Annotated in this window: 21 protein-coding genes; 4 read left to right on the top strand and 17 right to left on the bottom strand. The window is 71.9% G+C overall.

Annotated elements, in window-relative coordinates:
- Positions 1-377: 377 nt before the first annotated feature.
- Together AB0J40_RS20060 and AB0J40_RS20055 are read right to left on the bottom strand one after the other, a co-directional pair.
- On the bottom strand, positions 378-803 hold the full coding sequence (locus AB0J40_RS20060) for a pyridoxamine 5'-phosphate oxidase family protein (RefSeq protein WP_364455013.1): 426 nt from the start codon (positions 801-803) through the stop codon (positions 378-380).
- Positions 804-837: 34 nt separating this feature from the next.
- Positions 838-1,785, bottom strand: coding sequence for a 4,5-dihydroxyphthalate decarboxylase (locus AB0J40_RS20055; RefSeq protein WP_364455010.1), 948 nt, complete (start codon positions 1,783-1,785; stop codon positions 838-840).
- Between the two features lie 80 nt (positions 1,786-1,865).
- Here AB0J40_RS20055 and AB0J40_RS20050 point away from each other — a divergent pair, with 80 nt between their 5' ends.
- Entirely contained in the window at positions 1,866-2,720 is an 855-nt protein-coding gene (locus tag AB0J40_RS20050) for a LysR substrate-binding domain-containing protein (RefSeq protein WP_364455007.1), read from the top strand.
- 42 nt (positions 2,721-2,762) lie between these two features.
- Here the strand turns inward: AB0J40_RS20050 and AB0J40_RS20045 are convergent, their stop codons facing one another.
- Entirely contained in the window at positions 2,763-2,894 is a 132-nt protein-coding gene (locus tag AB0J40_RS20045) for a hypothetical protein (RefSeq protein WP_364455004.1), read from the bottom strand.
- A gap of 100 nt (positions 2,895-2,994) precedes the next feature.
- On the opposite strand from AB0J40_RS20045, the gene AB0J40_RS20040 reads away from it, so the two are divergent.
- A complete protein-coding gene (locus tag AB0J40_RS20040; protein ID WP_364455001.1) occupies positions 2,995-3,597 on the top strand; it encodes a hypothetical protein in 603 nt (200 codons plus the stop codon).
- Here the strand turns inward: AB0J40_RS20040 and AB0J40_RS20035 are convergent.
- The 3 genes from AB0J40_RS20035 to AB0J40_RS20025 are packed head-to-tail and all read right to left on the bottom strand — an operon-like array spanning position 3,576 to position 5,946.
- Entirely contained in the window at positions 3,576-3,932 is a 357-nt protein-coding gene (locus tag AB0J40_RS20035) for an STAS domain-containing protein (RefSeq protein WP_364454998.1), read from the bottom strand. The genes AB0J40_RS20040 and AB0J40_RS20035 overlap by 22 nt on opposite strands.
- Positions 3,929-5,149 carry a SpoIIE family protein phosphatase gene (locus AB0J40_RS20030; RefSeq protein WP_364454995.1) on the bottom strand — a complete coding sequence of 407 codons (1,221 nt, stop codon included), beginning with the start codon at positions 5,147-5,149 and terminating at the stop codon, positions 3,929-3,931. Before AB0J40_RS20030 ends, AB0J40_RS20035 begins: the two co-directional genes overlap by 4 nt.
- Positions 5,146-5,946, bottom strand: a complete 801-nt coding sequence (locus AB0J40_RS20025; protein WP_364454993.1) for an alpha/beta hydrolase — start codon at positions 5,944-5,946, stop codon at positions 5,146-5,148. The genes AB0J40_RS20030 and AB0J40_RS20025 overlap by 4 nt, the downstream gene beginning before the upstream one ends.
- Positions 5,947-6,268: 322 nt before the next feature.
- Here AB0J40_RS20025 and AB0J40_RS20020 point away from each other — a divergent pair, with 322 nt between their 5' ends.
- Positions 6,269-7,360 (top strand): S1 family peptidase, encoded by a 1,092-nt coding sequence (locus AB0J40_RS20020; protein ID WP_364454990.1) that lies wholly within the window; start codon positions 6,269-6,271, stop codon positions 7,358-7,360.
- A gap of 37 nt (positions 7,361-7,397) precedes the next feature.
- Here AB0J40_RS20020 and AB0J40_RS20015 read toward each other — a convergent pair whose 3' ends face one another.
- The 5 genes from AB0J40_RS20015 to AB0J40_RS19995 all read right to left on the bottom strand — a co-directional run bounded on the left by AB0J40_RS20015 (position 7,398) and on the right by AB0J40_RS19995 (position 12,093).
- The gene (locus AB0J40_RS20015) at positions 7,398-9,320 is read right to left on the bottom strand and encodes a hypothetical protein (protein WP_364454987.1); all 1,923 of its coding nucleotides are present in this window, start codon (positions 9,318-9,320) and stop codon (positions 7,398-7,400) included.
- Between the two features lie 49 nt (positions 9,321-9,369).
- Entirely contained in the window at positions 9,370-9,636 is a 267-nt protein-coding gene (locus AB0J40_RS20010; protein ID WP_364454984.1) for a GlsB/YeaQ/YmgE family stress response membrane protein, read from the bottom strand.
- Positions 9,637-9,728: 92 nt separating this feature from the next.
- Positions 9,729-10,100: a hypothetical protein gene (locus tag AB0J40_RS20005; RefSeq protein WP_364454981.1), complete on the bottom strand. Its 372-nt coding sequence runs from the start codon at positions 10,098-10,100 to the stop codon at positions 9,729-9,731.
- Positions 10,101-10,104: 4 nt separating this feature from the next.
- Entirely contained in the window at positions 10,105-10,470 is a 366-nt protein-coding gene (locus AB0J40_RS20000; RefSeq protein ID WP_364454978.1) for a DsrE family protein, read from the bottom strand.
- 66 nt (positions 10,471-10,536) lie between these two features.
- Positions 10,537-12,093 carry an HD domain-containing phosphohydrolase gene (locus tag AB0J40_RS19995; protein WP_364454975.1) on the bottom strand — a complete coding sequence of 519 codons (1,557 nt, stop codon included), beginning with the start codon at positions 12,091-12,093 and terminating at the stop codon, positions 10,537-10,539.
- 139 nt (positions 12,094-12,232) lie between these two features.
- Here AB0J40_RS19995 and AB0J40_RS19990 point away from each other — a divergent pair, with 139 nt between their 5' ends.
- The gene (locus tag AB0J40_RS19990; RefSeq protein ID WP_364454972.1) at positions 12,233-13,393 is read left to right on the top strand and encodes an LLM class flavin-dependent oxidoreductase; all 1,161 of its coding nucleotides are present in this window, start codon (positions 12,233-12,235) and stop codon (positions 13,391-13,393) included.
- 35 nt (positions 13,394-13,428) lie between these two features.
- On the opposite strand, the gene AB0J40_RS19985 is transcribed toward AB0J40_RS19990, so the two are convergent.
- Genes AB0J40_RS19985 through AB0J40_RS19960 form a run of 6 tightly spaced genes read right to left on the bottom strand, consistent with a single transcriptional unit; the run spans position 13,429 to position 18,455 of the window.
- Positions 13,429-14,175 carry an SDR family NAD(P)-dependent oxidoreductase gene (locus AB0J40_RS19985; RefSeq protein ID WP_364454970.1) on the bottom strand — a complete coding sequence of 249 codons (747 nt, stop codon included), beginning with the start codon at positions 14,173-14,175 and terminating at the stop codon, positions 13,429-13,431.
- Positions 14,172-15,092, bottom strand: a complete 921-nt coding sequence (locus AB0J40_RS19980; RefSeq protein WP_364454967.1) for a 3-keto-5-aminohexanoate cleavage protein — start codon at positions 15,090-15,092, stop codon at positions 14,172-14,174. Before AB0J40_RS19980 ends, AB0J40_RS19985 begins: the two co-directional genes overlap by 4 nt.
- Positions 15,092-15,931 carry an LLM class flavin-dependent oxidoreductase gene (locus AB0J40_RS19975; RefSeq protein WP_364454965.1) on the bottom strand — a complete coding sequence of 280 codons (840 nt, stop codon included), beginning with the start codon at positions 15,929-15,931 and terminating at the stop codon, positions 15,092-15,094. Before AB0J40_RS19975 ends, AB0J40_RS19980 begins: the two co-directional genes overlap by 1 nt.
- Positions 15,928-16,698: an aldolase/citrate lyase family protein gene (locus AB0J40_RS19970; protein WP_364454962.1), complete on the bottom strand. Its 771-nt coding sequence runs from the start codon at positions 16,696-16,698 to the stop codon at positions 15,928-15,930. Before AB0J40_RS19970 ends, AB0J40_RS19975 begins: the two co-directional genes overlap by 4 nt.
- A complete protein-coding gene (locus AB0J40_RS19965) occupies positions 16,695-17,558 on the bottom strand; it encodes a hypothetical protein (RefSeq protein ID WP_364454959.1) in 864 nt (287 codons plus the stop codon). The genes AB0J40_RS19970 and AB0J40_RS19965 overlap by 4 nt, the downstream gene beginning before the upstream one ends.
- Positions 17,559-17,570: 12 nt before the next feature.
- A complete protein-coding gene (locus AB0J40_RS19960; RefSeq protein ID WP_364454956.1) occupies positions 17,571-18,455 on the bottom strand; it encodes a DUF6282 family protein in 885 nt (294 codons plus the stop codon).
- Positions 18,456-18,532 lie beyond the last annotated feature (77 nt).

The following is an 18,532-nucleotide window of genomic DNA, read 5'->3' as shown; positions in this document are numbered from 1 at the left end:
CAGCGGACGCAGGCGGCGCGAGCCCAGGCACCGAGAGCCCAGGCACCGCGAGCCCAGGCACCGAGAGCCCAGGCGCCACGAGGGCAGGCGCCACGAGGGCAGGTGCCCCCGCGTGGACAGCTGCCACGGCCGCAGGCGCCACGGGCACGACAGGCGCCGGGCGGAGCGCCTTACCGCTGAGCGGCGTCCGCCGACGCGACCGGGATGCAGGGCCGCCGCGGCCGTTGTCAGCCCAGCGCCAGGGCCGGCGCCGCCGATGTAAGCCCAGAGGCGCGGCGGCCGCCGCTGTCGGGCATGTCACTGCGTGCTGCCCGGCTTCCCCTGTTCCCGGGCGCAGCCGCGCACCCCGGCCCCCGAATCAGTCCGAAGTGGACCCCTCAAACCGCCCCCATATCCAACGACAACCAGTGCTCGGGCCGCAAGAACACGACGATGTGTTCCCCGATCCGGCTCCGCTCGAACTCCAGATATCCCGCCACCTTCTCCTCCGGCAAATACCGGGCCGCCATCTCCCACGCGCGTGAAGGGGTGTCCTCCTCCGTCCGGACCACCGGCCCTTCCACCGACACGTACCGGACCGTCGGGGAAGTCCGCTGCGCCATCAAACTGAACCGCCCGGCGGCCGAGATCGCCTTCATCTTGCGGGACTCCGGCAGCGTCCGCACCCACAGCTCGCCGCCCGGGGTGTACTGGTACCACAGCGGTATCGTCAGCGGGGCCCGGTCCGGGCGCTCCACCACCGACAGTGCGCCGATGTGGGGTTCGGCCAGAAACTGTTCGCGTTCCTCCGTCGAAAGAGCCATGCGCCCGACGCTACCGGCCCCCACCGACAAAAAATCACGTGTCGGGTAGCGCGAAGACTTCCTCGACCGCCCACAAACGCGAGGAAAGCCCCTGCTCGTAGTGGTAGCGCAGATACGTCTCCAAGGTCGCACGATTGGCCGAAACCCCGTACGGCCACCAATCCGCGCCGAACTGGGCCTCGTTGCGCTCGACCAGCGCGTTCATCCACGGCACCATCGTCGGCACCTGGTACAGCCGCCGGTCACGGCGGTAGCCGTCCGCGGCCGACGACAAGGCCGCGGTGAACAGCCGGTAGACCTCGTCCGCGGCGTCCAGCAGCTCACGGCGGATCACCATGGCGTGCATGATCGGGAAGATCCCCGTACGCCGGTGGTAGTCGCGCTCGAGCGGCTCGAAGTCAGGGAACAGACGGCCCACCTCCGGAGCGCCGTCCAGTACGCACTGCGGGACGTTCGCCGAGAACAGCGCGTCGATCTCGCCCGTGACCAGCAGGTCGCCGAGCGCCCGGTCGGACGTCGTCACCGGGACGTCGTCCGGGTGCGGGTGGGGGACGAACCCGAACGGCGCGGCCGGCCGGTCCAGCCCGCCGATCACCCACCGGTTGCGCGCGGGCGCGAAGCCGTGCTCGTCCATGAGGATCCCCTTGGCCCACACGCCGGAGTCCTGCCCGTACGTGCCGAACTCGCCGATCGTCCGGTCCACGAGATCGCCCGGCCCGGTGATCCCGGAGCGCTTGTTCACGAAGACGCACGAATGCCGGAACACGCGGTTGGGGAAGATCGGCAGCGCGACGTACGGCAGCCCGGACTCCAGCAACCGCAGGTAGAACGTCAAGCCCAGCTCGGCCACGTCGAACTCGTGGTCGCGGACCGTCCGCTCGAAGATCTCCGGCAGCGTGGCGGCCGTCTTCACCGTGACGTCGGTGCGGTCGAACAGCGCCCGCGTCGTGTCGTACCGGTAGCACCCGATCGTGAAAGCCATACCCGAATCGTTCGCCACCCGGGCCCCGGGCGTCCAAGTCCGGCTCGGTCCACTCGATACCGCACGGGTATCGTGTCGTGGTGGACCTGCGTGCGCTCCGGTACTTCGTCGCGGTCGCCGACGAGCGGCACGTCGGCCGGGCCGCGAGCCGGTTGCACATGACGCAGCCGCCGCTCAGCCGGGCGATCCGGCACCTGGAGGACGAGCTGGGCGTCGCCCTCTTCGAGCGCACCCCCAAGGGCGTCGCCCTCACTCCCGCCGGCACGGCGCTCTACGCCGAGGCCGAAGCGCTCCTCGAGCAGGCCGACCGGATCCGCGGCCGGGTCACCGCCGCGGCGGGCGCGGCGAGCCTGACCGTCGGCACCCTGGCCGACGCGGCCGAGCACGTCGGCACCCGGCTGGTCCCGCTGTTCCGGGAGCGCCACCCGCACGTCGACGTCCGCGTGCACGAAGCCGGCCTCGGCGACCCGACGGCGGGCCTGCGCACCGGCCTCGTCGACGTCGCGCTGACACGGACCCCCTTCGACACCACGGGAATCGGCACGCACGTCCTGCGCTCGGTGCCGGTCGGGGTGGTGGTGCGCGACGACGACCCGCTCGCCCGCCGGTCCTCGATCGCGACGGACGGACTGGCCGGCCGCCGGTGGGTCCGCCTGCCCGACGGGACCGATCCACTGTGGACCGCCTACTGGACCGGCGGTGCGCCGGACGCGGAAGCGCCGGTGCTGCGGACGGTCCAGGAATGCCTGCAGGCGGTGCTGTGGAACGGAACCGCGGCGCTCGCCCCGGTCGACCAGCCGCTGCCGGCCGGCCTCGTCGTCGTGCCGCTGGCGGACCGGCCGCCGAGCGACCTCGTGGTGGCCTGGCCGAAGACGGGCCGCAGCCCGCTGGTCCGCGGCTTCGTCCAGGTGGCCGCTACGGGCCACCCGCGGTGACGCGGTCCCCGGCGCGGAGTGGACCGCACCGGGGACGCCGGCTCACTGGCAGGCTTCGCAGTCCGGGTCGTCGATGCGGCAGGCCGCACCGTCGGTGAGGTCGAAGTCGAAGTCGTCGAGCACCGGGACCACCGGGGTGGTCGGCGCTTCGGCCGGCGTGCTGGTGGCGGACATGGCCCTCCTTGGGGTTCGATCGGTTCCTACCCCTGTGTAGCGCCCAAGATCGACGCGCATTCCGTGACGCGGCGCACATCCGGTGTGCTAGCTTCCCGGCATGCGCCTCGCCTTCGCCCGGACGCTCGCGGTCATCGCATCCCTCCTCCTGTTTTCGCTGGTCACCCCGGCCGCTGACGCGTCGCCGGCGGCGCCGTGCGAGTGCGCGACGCCGTCGATCGACCGGCTGCAGCAGTGGCTCGCCAGCGGTGAGGGCACCACCGTCCCGGCCACCGGGAGTCTTCTCGTGCGCGAAGGGCACCGGTACACGGCGAAGATCGACTTCGTGAACGACGAGTGGCACGTGGCCGTCGTCTGGCTCGGGAACCGGTTCGAGGCGCAGGCCGACCTCTCCCGGTCGGCGGGCTTCTGGCTGACCTACCGCGCCACCGACGACCTCTACGTCCAGCTGCGCCCGGCGTCGCACTGGAGCGGCGGCGACAAGTGGCTCACCCCGGTGCCGTCGACGCACGGGAAGCTCGTCACGAAGTTCTTCGGCTTCCGGCCCCGGGCTTGGACTTCACTGCCGGAGCTGGGGACGCCGGCGTACTCGTTCGCGTCGGCGCTGACCGAGGCGCGCGGCCTGGTCTTCGTCGGCAAGACGCCGAACCGGCTCGAGTTCCGCGGCTTGCGCGTGGACGGCTACCGGCCGCCCTGCCTCTGACGGACGGCCTCCTCGGCCGTCGCGTAGGTCGGGAAGAAGTCCGACAGGCCCGTCAGCGCGAACGTCCTGGTGAGCCGGGCCGGCACGGCGACGAGCGCGATCGAGGCCTCGGCCGCCTCGGCGGCGTTGCGCGCCGCGATCAACGCCGAGATCCCGCTGGAGTCGCAGAACGTCACGCCGGCCAGGTCGACCACCAGCAGCTGCCCGGCCGCCAGCACCAGCTCCGCGATCCGGGTGCGCAGCTGGGGCGCGGTCGCGACGTCGAGTTCGCCCCGGACGGTCAGGATCGGGCCCGTGTCGGCGGGCTCGGTCGAGGTCGAGAACGGACTCGTCATCGCTGATCGCCTCCGGGCAGGGGAATGCTGAACGCCAGCAGGGCGGTGTCGTCCTCGACGCCGTCGCCGAAGCCGGCCAGCAGGGCGGTGACCGCTTCGACCACCGCCGGGGCCGTCGTCGGGGCCAGGCCGGCCAGGTCCTCGCGAAGCTGTTCTTCGCTGTAGCGGGTGCGGCCGTTCACGCGGGCTTCGGTCAGGCCGTCGGTGTAGAGCAGCAGCGTGTCGCCGGGCCCCAGGCGCACCTCGGCCGACACGAACCGCGCGCCGGGCAGGGCGCCGACGAGCTGGCCGCCCCGCAGCGGCACGAACCGCGCGGCGCCGTCGGCGGGGATCAGCAACGCCGGCGGGTGGCCGCCGCCGGCCAAGGTGACCGTCGCGCGGTCGCCGTCCGGCCGGATGCGGCCGTTGATCACCGTGCAGTAGCGCGGGTCGGTGCTGTGGAACTCCTGCTGCAGCAACGTGTCGAGGGTGCCGAGCGCGACGGCGGGGTCCGGGGCGTGGACCGCGGCCGCCCGGAGCGTGTAGCGCGCCAGCGACGTCACCACCGCGGCCGGCGCGCCCTTGCCCGAGACGTCGCCGAGGAAGAACCCCCACGTGTCGCCGGTGACCGGGAACAGGTCGTAGAAGTCGCCGCCGACCTGGTCGGCCGACGCCGGGTGGTAGTACGCCGCCACCTGCATGCCGGGCACCTCGGCGGGCGACGGCGGCAGCAGCGTCTGCTGCAGCGTCCGCGCCAGCCGTTGCACGCGGTCGCGTTCCCGCTCGGCTTCGTCGCGCGCCCGCAGCAGTTCCTGCTCGTAGGCGCGCCGGTCGCGCGCGTCGAACACCGTGGTGCGGATGAGCTGGGCCGTGCCGTCCGAGCCGGTCTTGACCGTCGAGGTCACCAGCACCGGCAGCCGGCCGCCGCTCGCCGTCTTCAGCTCGAAGGCGACGCCGCCGAGCTCGCCCTGCATGCGCAGCAGCGGCGCGAAGTGCGTTTCGTGGTAGAGCCGGCCGCCGACGGTCAGCAGGTCGGAGAACCGCCGCCGCCCGACGAGCTCCTCGCGCTCGTGGCCGAGCCAGCCCAGCAGGGTCGCGTTGATCTTCGCGATGGTGCCGTCCAGCAGCGTCGAGAGGTAGCCGCAGGGCGCGTTCTCGTAGAGGTCCTCCGCGCTGTCCTCCAGCAGCGCGGAAAACGCCGGGTCCGCGTCCTCCCGGCCGCCGGCGGCGCACATCATGGGCCGCTCACGAACGCGGTGATCGCGGCCGCGGTGGCTTCGGGCGCGCTGAGCTGCGGGCAGTGCCCGGTGGCGTCGAGCGTCACCAGGCGGCTGCCGGCGATCCGGTCGTGGGTGAACTGCCCGACCTCGGGCGGTGCGATGGCGTCCTGCGCGCACTGGACGATCAGCGTCGGCACCGAGACCTCCGCCAGGTCGGCGCGGTTGTCGGAAAGGAAGGTGGCGCGCGCGAAGACCCGTGCGATCGCGGGATCGGTGCGGCAGAAGCTGTTGGTCAGCTCCTCGCCCAGCTCCGGGCGGTCCGGATTGCCCATGATCACCGGCGCCATCGTCGCCGACCAGCCGAGGTAGTTGGACTCCAGCGCTTCGAGCAGTTCGTCGATGTCCTCGCGGCTGAAGCCACCGCGGTAGCCGTCGTCGTCGAGGTAGCACGGCGACGGCGTGAGCAGCACCAGCTTCGCGAACCGGTCCGGCTCGCGGTTGGCGGCGAGGACGGCGATCATCGCGCTGACCGAGTGCCCGACGAGCACGACGTCGGTGAGGTCGAGTTCGCGGCACAGGGCGAGGACGTCGTCGGCGTAGCCGTCGAGGGTGCCGTAGCGCTCCGGGGTCCAGGCGGACAGGTCGGAGCGCCCGGCGCCGGTGTGGTCGAACAGCACGACGCGGTAGTGCTCGGCGAGCGCGGGAACGACGAGGCGCCACAGGTTCTGGTCGCAGCCGAAGCCGTGGGCGAGCAGCACGACCGGCCCGTCTTCGCGCCCGGTCTCGACGACGTTGTTCCTGGTCCGCATGCTCACCGGTCACATCCTGCCACCCGCGCGGCGACGGCGTGGCGCGAGCCGTGCGTTGTTTGAAGATGGTCGAAAGTGGGTACCACGCCGGGCCGTGCCGGCCTGTCGCATGTGGACGGTCGAGTGGACCGCGGCCGGGGAGTGGTTCGCAGGGGTTACTGTGCGGTGTCCGGAATGCCCGGTACCTATCTTTTGTCCTGTACGACGAAAGTCGGTACCGCGGGTCCACGCCGCGGGATCACCCTCGGGCCCACCGGATCACCGGACCCCCACCCCGACCGGCGCGGCCATCCCTCGTGCCGGTTCCCCCGTGAAAGCGAGTACCGGCATGCGCACAAGACACCTGCTCGCCCGCACCGCCACCGCGCTGGTGGCCACCGCCGCGGTCGCCGGCTTCCTGACGAGCCCGGCCGGCGCGGTCACCGTCGACGGCTACTCACCCGACGTCCAGCGCGACGCCGTCGCGTCCCTCGCCGCGGAGGCGGGGATCAGCGAGTCCGCCGCGGTCGCGCTGCTGCGGACGCAGGCGGCGAGCGTCGAAACCCTGCACCAGGTCACCGCCGCGCTCGGCGCCCGCGCGGCCGACGGCTACCTCGACGCCGCCGCGAAACCCGTGGTGAACGTCCTCGACCAGGCGGCCGCCGACCGGGTCACCGCGGCCGGCGCGCAGGCCCGGCTCGTCAAGCACTCGAGCGCCGCGCTCGCGAGCGCGCAGAACGCCCTGCAGGCGCTGCCCGCGGTCGCGCACACGTCGGTCGGGCTCGACCCGAAGACCAACCAGGTCGTGCTGACGGTCGCGGACGCGGCCAAGGGCACCGAGGCCCTGCTGGCGGCCGCGGCGGCGCTCGGCGACCGCGTCCGGGTGGAACGGGTCGCCGGCGAGATGCACACGGCGATCTACAACGGCGAGGCCATCACCGGAGGCGGCACGCGCTGCTCGGTTGGCTTCAACACCAACCGCGGCGGCCAGAACTACATCCTCGACGCCGGCCACTGCACCCGCGCGGTGTCGCAGTGGAACGTCGGCCCGTCGCAGGGCTCGAGCTTCCCGGGCAACGACTACGGCTTGATCCGCAACACCACCGGCAGCGCGCCCGGCGCGGTCACCCTGTGGAACGGCTCGACGCAGCGGATCAGCTCGGCCGGTACCGCGACGGTCGGCCAGCGGATCAGCAAGAGCGGCAGCACCACGCACCTGACGTCGGGCTCGGTCACGCGGACGAACGTGACGGTGAACTACGCCGAGGGCTCGGTGTCCCAGCTGATCCAGACCAACGCGCTGGTCAACCCGGGCGACTCGGGCGGCTGCCTGTTCGCCGGCAGCGTCGGCCTCGGCATCACGTCCGGCAAGGGCTCGGGAACGTCGTTCTTCCAGCCGGTCGGCGAGGCGATGAGCGCCTACGGCGTCAGCCTGAACTGACCGCGGTCAGGTCGGCCGCCGGACACTCGGCCATGGGTCACTCCGCGGGTGGGGTCGAGCCGGTCACGAGCGCCCACGTCCGGCGGCCGATCAACCGCATCACCAGCCAGGTCGCGGCCTTCGCCGCCCCGTTCTTCAGCGAAGCGACTGCTGCGCCCGCTTTCTTGAGAGCGTCCCGGAGGTCCTGGTACGCCGACTGGCGAAAGAAGCAGTACACGGCGAAGAAAAGCCCTGCCACCGCGGTCGCGCCGGCCGTTCCGCGCCCGTCGCCGACCGAGGCAGCGGTGAGGCCGAGCGCCGCGACCGTCACCGCGGCGACGACCCAGCGTGCCGGGACCGATGGCGTCAAGACGACGAACCCCGCGGACAGACCACCCACCACCGCGAGGAGCAGCTGCCCGCCGTGCGCGCACGCGGCGATCCCGCACACCGTGGCGACGACGAGTCCCGCGTTCCACGGCGTCACGACCGCGGTTTTCCCGGCCAGAGCGCGCAGCGACGCCGCCGAACCGTCCGCATTCGGCACCGGCCGCGACGGGAACGGTGTGAAGGGCAACAGACGCTCCAGATGCGGCTTCGCCACCAGGCCGGCCGGCTTCTCGAGCGTCCCGTCGGCAGCCTGGCCGCAATGGCCGGTGGCCTCCAACACCCACGTCATCGTCACGAAGACGATCCCGAACGCCCAGGCAGCCGCGCCGAACAAGAAGAACGTGCCCACGGTTCGCCCATGGGGGACAACGCCGGCCAGCGCCAACCCGGCCGCAGCTCGCACGGCGTACCCGGCGCCCACCACCAGCCAGATCGCCGCGGCCCGGCTGCCGGGGCGCGAGGTCCCGGCCCGGAGGAACTCGTAGAGCCAGGCGGGAACCCAGACGCCCACGAACGACACCAGGACGACGGCCGAGACCGGTGCCGGAACGACCGTGACCGCGATGACCACGGCCAGCACGGCACGGGTCACGATGACGATGGTGCTCAGCGCCACGGAGTGGAGTGGTCCCCGACGGGTCACCGGTAGCCGCCCGCGTTCGCGGCGGGCCGGGTGGTTCTGGTCGTCGGCGAGGCCGCGGATGTCGTTCCACTGGTAGCGGCCCTGGTAGATCAGGTACTCGAAGACCAGCCAGCCGACGGCCGCCGCCGCCAGGCCGGACCCGCCTGGCCCCTGGCCGGCGGTGACCGCTCCCACGGCGTAGGCGATCGGGATGAAGGTCCATTTGACCGTATCGAGCGGGCGGGGGAGCACCAGGTAGGAAAGCAGTGATCGCTCGCCGGGCCGGCGGATCCGCCCGGCTTCCGGTGCCAGAGGGGTCAGGGGGTAGTCCCGGCTGTTCCGCAGGTGTTCCGCCGCGCCGTGCAGGAGTTTCCGGCCACCCGTGTTGGTGAGGATTCCTTGCTGTAGCAGGAGCGCCAGCAGCGGACCGTAGAGCGCGAACATCGCGATCATGGCCGGGACGGACAGGCTGAGGGCCACGAACACGACCCACCCACCGAGGGCGACGGCGAAGCTCAAGGTGAGGACGAGCAGCATGACGAAGTAGGAGCGCCTGCCGCGCCTCGGGCTCGTGATCGCCAGGACGAGTTCGGTCGCCGAGCCGGCCAGGATCCCCGGGATGGCGCGCAGCTCGATGTGGTGGCGCCGCAGTTCGTTCTCGATGGCGCGCATGTAGAAGCTTTTGATGGTCACCTGCGTGCCGAGCATGATGATGTAGCACAGCACGGCGAACGGTAAGGCCGGAGCCGCTACGTAAACGGGCTCCGGAAGGTCGTAACAGCTTCCGGCGGTCTTGGCCGCGGTCATCGCCGTGCCACGGAACCGGCAGTCGCCGACCAAGATCGCGAACAGCCCCGCCAGCAGGGCCACGAACACGCTGGCCAGTGCGCTCTGGCTGCCGGAGGTCCCGCGGTCGTCCTCGCGCAGGGCTTGGTACTCGACCAGCAGGATGTCCAGTTCCGCGCTCATGGGCGTGGATTATCACCTGCCGCCCGGGCCGCGGCGACCAAGTGCGGGGCTAGTCGCGGCGGCTTCGCCCGAAGACCATCCGGTAGATGACCAGGATGATCAGCGCGCCGAGGACGGCCAGGCCCCACGTGCGGAGATCGAAGAACGTGCCGAGATCCGTGTGGAACAGGGTCTTGCCGACCCAGCCGCCGACGAACGCGCCGCCGATGCCGAGCAGGATCGTGATGATGCAGCCGCCCGGGTCCTTGCCCGGCATGAGGGCCTTCGCGATCAGTCCCGCGATGAGCCCGAGCACGATCCAGCTGATGACGCCCACGGGTGCCTCCGTCCGCCTGTCTTCCTGATCGCAAGAGGATGGCAGGCGGACGGCCCCGCGGCGCGGTGAGCCACGCCGACGTGATCGGATTCTCAGCCGGCGAGTGGCCGGTAGCCGGAGCAGAGGACGCGCAGCCAGCCGATTTCGCCGTTGTGCGCCGTGTAGTACGCCTGCTGTTCGACGAGGTGGTCGACGCCGTCGCGCTCGACCCGCAGCCGGTAGGTGACGTGTTCGCAGTCGGCGACGCGGCCGGTGGTCACCGAGCACAGCTCGTGGATCGTGCGGCCGGGACCGAACCAGCGGCCGAGGAGCACGTCGTCGACGATCTCCGCCGGGTCGGTGGCGCTCCAGTGCCGGCCCGGGGTGAGCGCGGCGAAGTCGACTTCGCCGGCCAGTACCGCGCGCAGCCCGGCGGAGTCACGGGCCGCCAGGGCGTGGGCGAACTTCTCGCCTGCGGTGGTCATGGCGTCAGTAGCTGAACGTCGTGACGGGCTCGTCGCCGATCCACTCCCACATCGGCACGGTGCCGCCGAGGGACGCGTTGGCGACCAGGCCTTCGTCGGCGAGGTGGCGGGCGGTGAAGCAGATCGGGCAGACCAGGAACCGGCCGCCGGCGGCTTCGTAGCGCTTGACCAGGTCGGCCAGCGGCGGGCAGCCCTCGCAGGCCGTCGCCCGCGCGAACCCGTCGAGGGCGAGCCGGACCGCCTCCTTGGTCAGGAACATCAGGGTCGGTCGGTGCTGTTCGGCGGCACCGACCGCGACGAGGAACGCGACGGTGACCTTTTCGGGGTCTTCGAGTCCGGTGGTGAGGCTGACGACGGCACGGGTGGGCATGGGGGGCTCCTTTCGGTGTGCCTCAGCCTCGGGCCCGCCCGGCCGTCCGCGCATGGGGCGGATGCCTCATCTTCCGGGCAGGCCGGCGATGCCGTGTTCGAGCGCGAACAGCCCGGCGCCGGTCCGGTTGGACACGCCGGCCTTGGCGTAGATGTGCTCGACGTGGTTGCGGACCGTCTTCTCGCTGATCGACAGCGCCCGCGCGATCTCCCGGTTCGAGCCACCGCCGGCGAGCAGCCGCAGCACCTCGACCTCGCGCCCGGTCAGCCCCGCGGGGTGCGCCGGCCGGCGGCGCGCGTGCCCGGCGGCGAGCAGCACGGCGTCGACGGCGTGCGCGTCCAACCGGGACTCCCGCGCCTGCTGCCGCAGGATCTCGGCCGCGTCCACGGCGTCGCGCGCCGGGCGGTGCGGCCGCGGTTCGCGCAGCGCGTGGTAGACGTCGGCGGCGGCGAGCAGCCGGGCGTGCGGGGTCAGCGCCGCGCCGGGCGCGCCGAGGGGGTAGCCGGAGCCGTCGAGCCGCTCGTGGTGCGCCGCCGCGATGGCGGCGACCTGCTCCAGTCCCGTCACCCGGCACAGGATCCGGCCGGTCAGGTAGGGGTGCAGCCGGACGCGTTCCCGCTCGGCCTCCGACAGCGGCCCGGGCTTCTCCCAGATGCTGTTGGGCACGCCCATCCGGCCGAGGTCGTGCACCAGCCCGGCCCGCCGGACGAGCCGGACGTCCGGTTCGGACAGTCCACTGTGGCGGGCGGCTTCGGCGGCGAGGTCGGCGACCCCGCGTGAGTGCCCGATGGCGAAGGGGCACTTGAGGTCGGCGAAGTCGCCGATCGCGGTGAGGAGGTCGTCGAGCTCGTCGTCGGTGAGCGTCCGGTCGCGGTCGGGGGCCTGCTCGAGGGCGGCCGTCCAGACGTCGGCGTCGAGCAGGCCGTCGAGGATTTCGCTTGCGGCGCCGGTGAACGCGGCGACGACGGCGGGGTCGAACTGGCTGCCGCTGCGGGCCGCGGCCATGGCTCGCGCGGCGGCGACACCACCGCGCCGCAGGTACACCTCGGCGACCTCGGCGAGGTGCACGACGCGCACCTCGATCGGGAGGCGGTCGCCGCGGGCGCCGGTGGGCAGGCCGCTGCCGTCCCAGCGTTCGAAGGTGCCGGCGAGCGCGCGGCCGACGGTCTCGTCCAGCCCCAGCCGGCCGGCGAGCCGCCCGGCGGACGAGCAGTGGGAGTGGATCAGCTCGGCGAGCCGGCCGCGGGCCCGCAGGAGGAAGGCGGCCGCGACGACACCCCGCGCGACCGGCGTCCGGTCCCGGCCGGCGTGGGTGGCGAGCAGCCGCAGGAACGGCAGGCCGGCCCAGTCGACGCGGTAGGTCGCGGAGCGGAAGGCGATGTCGTCGCCGAACCACGCGGCGAGTTCGTGGGAGTCGGCGTGGCAGCCGATCCAGGCGACGAGGGTGGCGTAGAAGGTGGTGCCGCGCTGGTGGTCGTCGAGCCGGAGCCGGTCGGCGAGCCTCGTGGCGATGAGTGCGGAGCGCAGCATGTGCTCCATGGGCTGCCCGAGCCCGAGATCGATGGCGAGCGAAAGAGCGGCGAGCACCTCGGCCCGCCGCGGCCCGTTCGGCTGCATCGCCATGGGCACCGCCCTTCGTCCGGGAAAGCGTGCCACCGGGGTGGCGCGTGAACCAAGCTGCTCCGTCCGGGTGACCATCCGTAACGACCCGGTAGCTCTCGGAGACTGACCTTCCGGTGACCCCGATGAAGAGGAGCCGTGGATGAAGATCGACCTGTTCAACGAGATCCAGAACCCGCGGCCCTGGCCCGAAGGGCACGAACAGCTGCGGTTCCGGCAGGCCATCGAACAGGCCGTCCTCGCCGACGAACTCGGCTACGGGTGCTGGTGGCAGGTCGAGCACCACGGCGCGGGGGAGTTCAGCCTCTCGTCCGCGCCCGAGCTGATGCTCGCCGCGCTTTCGCAACGCACCAGCCGGATCCGGCTCGGGCACTCCGCGGTGCTCGCGCCGGGGAAGTTCAACCACCCGATCCGCGTCGCCGAGCGGGCGGCGACACTCGACCACCTCAGCGGCGGGCGCGTGGAGCTGGGCCTGACCCGCTCGACGATCCCCGAGTGGCGCCTGTTCGGCATCGAACCGGACGACGCGCGCGCCCAGACGCAGCAGGCGTTCGAGATGGTGCCGAAGATGTGGACCTCCGAACGGTTCTCCTACGAGAGCGACGCCTACCGCGTCGACGGCGTCGGGATCGGGCCGAAGCCGCTGCAGCGGCCGCACCCGCCGCTGTGGCAGGCGGCCGCGAGCCCGGCGTCGTTCGAGGAGGCGGGCCGGCGCGGGGTGGGCGTGCTGGGCACGACGATGTGGGAGTCCCTGGAACGTGCGGGCCGCCTGGTCGGCCTGTACCGCGCGGCGGCCGCGGAGTGCACCGAGCCGGTCGGGGCGTTCGTCAACGACCAGGTCGGCTTCTTCACGTTCGTGCACTGCGCGGACACCGACGAGGAGGCCATGCGCAACGGCGCGGCGGCGGCCGCGGCTTGGTACACGGTGACGGCGCTGACGTTCTTCGAAGCGGCGACGGAGTTCGTGCGAGCCAACGCACGCAACGAGGAGCTGGTGAAGTCCCCGGGCCTGACGGGCGACTTCCTGCGCGGCGAGGCGGCGAACGCGCCGTCGGAGGCGAACCTCCTGATCGCCCGGATCCTGCAGGGCGAGCAGGTCCCGGACGACGAGGTGTTCGAGGTGCTGAGCGCGCAGGACTCGCTGATCGTGGGCAGCCCGGAGACGTGCCGCAAGAAGCTGCGTGCGTACGCGGAGCTGGGCATCGACCGGATGATGTGCCTCCAGCAGATCGGCGGCATCCCGCACGAGAAGGTGCTGAAGAGCATCCGGCTGGTCGGCGAGCTGATCCCCGACCTGGCATGACTCCCGGGTGGGGCGGCACCGGGCCGCCCCACCGCTCACGCCGTGAAGCCGCCGTCCACCGGGACCACCACTCCGCTCAAGTGGCTTGCCCGGTCGCTCAACAGGAACGCCGCCGTCGAGCCCACTTCCGTTCCGGTGCCCGCCTTCCGCAACGGCGTTGCCGCTATCCGGGCCTCCACGCCGCCCGGGATCGTGCGGCGCAGCTCGTCCAGCATCGGCGTCTCCGTCGGGCCCGGGGCCAGTACGTTGACCCGGATGCCCAGCGGCCCGAAGTCGTGGGCGGCCGTGCGGGTCAGGCCGATCACCGCGTGCTTCGTCGCCTGGTACGCGCCCATGCCCGGGCTGCCGCGCAGCCCGCCGATGCTGCTCACGTTCACGATCGAGCCCGCGCCCTGGCGCTCCATCACCGCGACCTCCGCCCGCAGGCACAGCCACGTGCCCTTGACGTTCACCGCCATGATCCGGTCGAAGTCCGCTTCGGACACCTGGTCGAGCCGCCCGCCGCCGCCCATCGCCGCGTTGTTGAACGCGCCGTCGAGCCGGCCGAAGCGGGACACCGTCGCCGAGACGAACGCGTCCACATCGGACGCCGAAGATACGTCGCCCGTCGTGTACGCGACGTCGTGGTCGGAAAGCTCCGCCGCCAGTTTGGACAGTGGCTCTTCGTGCCGGGCCACCAGCATCACCGAAGCACCGTCCGAAGCGAACACCCGCGCGGCGTCCGCGCCGATCCCCGAACTGGCGCCGACCACCAGAACCACCTTGCCCGTCAGCAAGCTCATGCCGCTCCTCCTCGCAGTGCCAGCATCGTGCGCGCGTCGGCCGGCGTGGCGATCGGTTTGCCCAGATCCTCCACCACCGCCCGGATCTTCCGGACCTGCTGGGCGTTGCTCTCCGCGAGGCGCCCCTTGCCGATCCACAGGCTGTCCTCCAGGCCGACCCGCACGTGCCCGCCGAGCCACGCGCTGTGCGTGCCGAAGCTCAGCTGGTCGCGGCCGGCGGCGAACGCCGAAAAGCAGTAGTCGTCGCCGAAGAGCTTGTCCGCGATCCGCACCATGTGCTCCAGGTTCGCGTGATCGGCGCCGATCCCGCCGAGGACGCCGAACACGCCCTGGATCAGCAACGGCGGCTTCGCCAGGCCCAGCTCGGCGAAGTACGCCAGCGAATACAGGTGCCCGATGTCGTAGCACTCGTACTCGAACCGCGTCCCGGACTCGCCGAGCGTCCGCAGCGTGTGCTCGATCTTGTCGAACGTGTTCACGAACGGCTTCGAGTACGTGTTGAGCACGTACGGCTTTTCCCAGCCGTGCTTCCACTCCGTCACCTTGTCGGCGATGCCGGAGTAGACGAAGTTCATCGATCCCATGTTCATCGACGCGAGCTCGGGCCGCAGCCGGTAGGCGGCCGCGAGCCGGTCGTCCATCGTCATCGAGGACGCGCCGCCCGTGGTGATGTTGACGACGGCATCGGATTCCGCGGTGATCCGCCCGACGATCTTCTCGAAGACGTCCGGATCGGGGGTCGGCCGGCCGTCCGGCTCGCGGGCGTGCAGGTGGACGATCGCCGAGCCCGCCTCGATCGCCTCCAGCGCGGCGTCGGCGACCTCGTCGGCGGACAGCGGCAGGTACGGGCTCTGCGACGGGATGTTCACCGAGCCGGTGATCGCGGTGGTGATGATGACTTTTTCGGCCGGGCGCATCAGTTCTCCTCCAAGGCGAGTGCGCGGTAGGCGTCGAGCTTCGCGTCGTCGAGCGGGCCGGCCAGCGTCAACGCGACCTGGGTGGCGCCGGCGTCGAACTGCGCCTGCACCGCTTCGCGCACCTGGGCCGGCGTGCCGCAGGCGACGAGCGCGTCGACGAGCCGGTCGGACCCCGGCGGCGCGAGGTCGGCGTCGGTGAAGCCGAGCCGTTTCAGCTTCGCGAGCTGGTGGGGGAGCGTCAGGTAGTAGGCGAGCCGGTCCCGGGCGACCTCGCGGGCGGCCGCGCGCGACCGGCCCACCACCGCCCACTGGACGACCGACAGGAAGAGGTCCCCGACCGTCTCGCGCGCCCAGCGGGTGTGCTCCGGCGTGACGAGGAACGTGATCAGCCCGTCGGCGCGCTCGGCGGCCAGCCGCGTGATCCCCGCCGAGTACGCCCCGAGCACCTTCGGCACCCCGGACGCCACCTTGTCGACGCCGTCGAGGTACTCCCGCAGGAACGGCAGCGGTCCGACCCCGCGTTCGCGGACCGCCCCGCTCACTCCGAGCCCCAGCACGTACCGCCCGGGGTAGCCGTCGGCGAGGTCCCGCGCCGCCGAGCCCGCCGACTTCGGCACCCGCTCGAGGGCCCGGGCGACGCCGTTGCCGACGACCAGCCGTTCGGTGGCGGACAGGACCAGTGCCGCCGTCGTGAAGGCCTCCCGCCCGTTGACCTCGGGGATCCAGACCATCCGGTGGCCGAACTCCTCGAGCGCCCGCACGAACCGGACGACCCCGTCGTGGTCGAGGTCGTCCAGCTCGGCGATCGACAACGCGGTGCGCGGCAGCGAGAGCGTCATGCGGTCGCGTCCCGGAACGCCCGGACCAGCCCGCGGGCGACTTCGGCCAGCATCGTCGTGTCGTTGCTGAGCAGCACGAAGTCGCAGCCGTCCCGGACCGCCCGCGCGGCCTTCTCCGGCACCCCGCCGAACGCGAGCCCGCACTTCTTCCCGGCGTCGTGCGCGGCCGAAATCGCCGAGGCGATCAGGTCGAGCACGTCCGGCGACGCGGGCGTCGACCCCATCGACATCGACAGGTCCGCGGCCCCGACGAACACCGCGTCCACTGTGTCCAGTGCGAGCATCTCCGGCGCGGCCTTGACCGCTTCGACGCTTTCCAGCTGCGGGATGCACAGCACGTCGTCGTTGCCCGCCGCGAGGTACTCCGCGTTCGGGCGCAGGCCCCACGCCCCGGCCCGGCTGGTTCCGCCGGCGCCGCGGACGCCGTGCGGCGGGAACCGGCACGCCCGTCCGACGGCGGCCGCCTCCTCGACGGTGTCGACGTGCGGGACGAGAATGCCCATGGCGCCCGCGTCGAGGATCTTCTGGATCGTCGACGGCGTCTTGTCCGGCACCCGCACCAGCGGCGTCAGGCCCAGCGCCGCGGCGGTGTTGATCAGCCGGTACGCCGTCACCAGGTCCAGGGGCGAGTGCTCCAGGTCGATGACGACGAAGTCGAACCCGGCGAACGCCATGATCTCGGCGGGCTCGGTCGACGCGATCTTCAGCCACGTCCCGACGGGGGTGCGCGGGCGGGTGAACAGCCCACCCCCGGTGCGCCCGCTCACGGCATCGGGTAGTCGTCGGCGTTCAGGACCCAGCCCGGTTTCTCCGAGAAGTCCACCCGCGGCGGGCTGAAGATGTCGATCAGCTGGTTCACGCCCGGGTCGCTCGCCGCGGAGGTGTGCACCGTCGGCGGCGGGATGATCGTCACCGACGGGCTCCCGATCCGCACGTGCTCGTCTTCGCGCCACGTCGTGCTGTCGGGCAGCCACGGCGTGCGGATGTGGTGGACGTATTCCCCCTGCACGGCCAGGGAAAGCTGCTCGAAGTCGTCGTGGTGGTGCGGCGAGAGCTTGCGCGGGTCGCGCGGCCCGTTCTGCAGGGGCAGGAAGTTCACCATGAACGACCGCGTGCGGAAGATCCGCCCGAACCGCTTCGGGTCGTCCGGCACGTCCGACAGCGGGTAGAAGCGGACGCGCTCTTCGGCGGGCGCCGGCCAGCGCTCCAGCAGCGCGACGCGCGGGTGGTCCTGGGCATACGCGTCCGCATTGGCGACGCGGTCCCGCCACGCGGGTTCGCTCGCTTCGACCAGCCGGACCAGCGGCCCGTCGCCGTGGACGCCGATCCGGGACGCGCCGGGTGGGACCACCACGAGCCCTGGCGAGTCCACTTTGGTCGCACCATCGGCGGTGAGCACGGTGAACGCGGGCGAAGCGCCGGTGACGACGATCGCCAGCTCCCCTTCGAGGGTCCCGTTGTCGAGGTCGTCGCCGTCGCGGGCCTCGGTGTGGATGAGGATGACGTTCTGCGCCCGCACCACCGGCGTATCCCGCAGGTCGAGGTACTGCGCGGCCGCGATGGCGTCGCCGCTGTCGGGCCGGGCCGCGGTGGCCAGGCCGGAGCGGGGATCGTCCTTTTCGTACACGAGCGGGTCCTTTCAGGCGTCGAGGTTCAGCAGGTACGTCGGGTTGTCGCGGACCATCCGCCGCAGGTCCTTCTCCGGCAGGCCGAGGTCGAGCAGGGCTTCGCCGACGCGCAGCCACGCGTCGACCGGCTTCGGGTTGGCCTTCTGGCCGAAGTCCGAAGCCAGCACGGTGTGCTCCGGGCCGAGCGCCTCGATCCAGGTCAGCAGGTTCTTCGGGTCCCACTTCTGCGTGCCCTCGGGGTCGTACATGCCGACCTCGTGCTCGATGAACGCGCCGAGCTCGATCAGCTCGCGGCACAGGGCCGGGTCGGCGCCGATGACGAAGTCGGGGTGGCTGACGACCATCCGCTTCATGCCGCGCTCGTGCGCCTCCTGGAACAGCGTCTTGATGTACTCGGGGTACATGTGCCCGCCGTTGAGGACGGCCTGCTGCTCCTTGATCTCGTCGAGGATCTCGAGCGCCTCGGGCTTGAGCGCGCCTTCGCCGTCGACGATGTCGATGCGCTCCAGCGTCAGCGGGACGGTCGTGGTCGGGAAGGCGCCGTCCTCGGGGTGGCAGTCGATGTGCCGGCCGGAGGAGATGGTCGGGAACCAGACGACCTTGCCGCCCATCCGCAGGGTCATCCGGACGGCGTGGACGTTGAGCCCGCCGACGGTGCTGTTCAGCGCGATCCCGCCGAAGGCCTGCGCCTTGACGTCGGCCAGGCGGCCCTTCATCGCGAGGAGGTCCATCTGGGTGTTGTGGTGGTGGGACTTCGCGACCATGGCGCGCATCCCGATGCGGGCGCCGTCCTGAGCGGCCTCCACGTGGTCGAAGCGCCGGGGGAACGGGCTCGGGCCGGAGTGGACGTGCATGTCGACCAGGCCGTCCAGGACGGCGGCGATGGCGGGGCTCATCAGCGTGCCTCTCGTTCGCATTATGAAGTCAAAGTTCACTATAAGACCGGCTGTCAACCCTGTGACCGCTCTTGTGT

Source organism: Amycolatopsis sp. NPDC049691 (assembly GCF_040675005.1).
Lineage (GTDB): Bacteria > Actinomycetota > Actinomycetes > Mycobacteriales > Pseudonocardiaceae > Amycolatopsis.
The sequence above is the reverse complement of the archived record's forward strand: the minus strand, read 5'-3'. Positions and strand labels throughout refer to the sequence as shown.

Bases quoted from the DNA above. Each gene is read 5' to 3' on its own strand.
- AB0J40_RS20060 (WP_364455013.1), bottom strand. From the start codon at position 803: ATGGCTCTTTCGACGGAGGAACGCGAACAGTTTCTGGCCGAACCCCAC.
- AB0J40_RS20055 (WP_364455010.1), bottom strand. From the start codon at position 1,785: ATGGCTTTCACGATCGGGTGCTACCGGTACGACACGACGCGGGCGCTG.
- AB0J40_RS20045 (WP_364455004.1), bottom strand. From the start codon at position 2,894: ATGTCCGCCACCAGCACGCCGGCCGAAGCGCCGACCACCCCGGTGGTC.
- AB0J40_RS20040 (WP_364455001.1), top strand. From the start codon at position 2,995: ATGCGCCTCGCCTTCGCCCGGACGCTCGCGGTCATCGCATCCCTCCTC.
- AB0J40_RS20035 (WP_364454998.1), bottom strand. From the start codon at position 3,932: ATGACGAGTCCGTTCTCGACCTCGACCGAGCCCGCCGACACGGGCCCG.
- AB0J40_RS20030 (WP_364454995.1), bottom strand. From the start codon at position 5,149: ATGATGTGCGCCGCCGGCGGCCGGGAGGACGCGGACCCGGCGTTTTCC.
- AB0J40_RS20020 (WP_364454990.1), top strand. From the start codon at position 6,269: ATGCGCACAAGACACCTGCTCGCCCGCACCGCCACCGCGCTGGTGGCC.
- AB0J40_RS20015 (WP_364454987.1), bottom strand. From the start codon at position 9,320: ATGAGCGCGGAACTGGACATCCTGCTGGTCGAGTACCAAGCCCTGCGC.
- AB0J40_RS20005 (WP_364454981.1), bottom strand. From the start codon at position 10,100: ATGACCACCGCAGGCGAGAAGTTCGCCCACGCCCTGGCGGCCCGTGAC.
- AB0J40_RS20000 (WP_364454978.1), bottom strand. From the start codon at position 10,470: ATGCCCACCCGTGCCGTCGTCAGCCTCACCACCGGACTCGAAGACCCC.
- AB0J40_RS19995 (WP_364454975.1), bottom strand. From the start codon at position 12,093: ATGGCGATGCAGCCGAACGGGCCGCGGCGGGCCGAGGTGCTCGCCGCT.
- AB0J40_RS19990 (WP_364454972.1), top strand. From the start codon at position 12,233: ATGAAGATCGACCTGTTCAACGAGATCCAGAACCCGCGGCCCTGGCCC.
- AB0J40_RS19985 (WP_364454970.1), bottom strand. From the start codon at position 14,175: ATGAGCTTGCTGACGGGCAAGGTGGTTCTGGTGGTCGGCGCCAGTTCG.
- AB0J40_RS19980 (WP_364454967.1), bottom strand. From the start codon at position 15,092: ATGCGCCCGGCCGAAAAAGTCATCATCACCACCGCGATCACCGGCTCG.
- AB0J40_RS19975 (WP_364454965.1), bottom strand. From the start codon at position 15,931: ATGACGCTCTCGCTGCCGCGCACCGCGTTGTCGATCGCCGAGCTGGAC.
- AB0J40_RS19960 (WP_364454956.1), bottom strand. From the start codon at position 18,455: ATGAGCCCCGCCATCGCCGCCGTCCTGGACGGCCTGGTCGACATGCAC.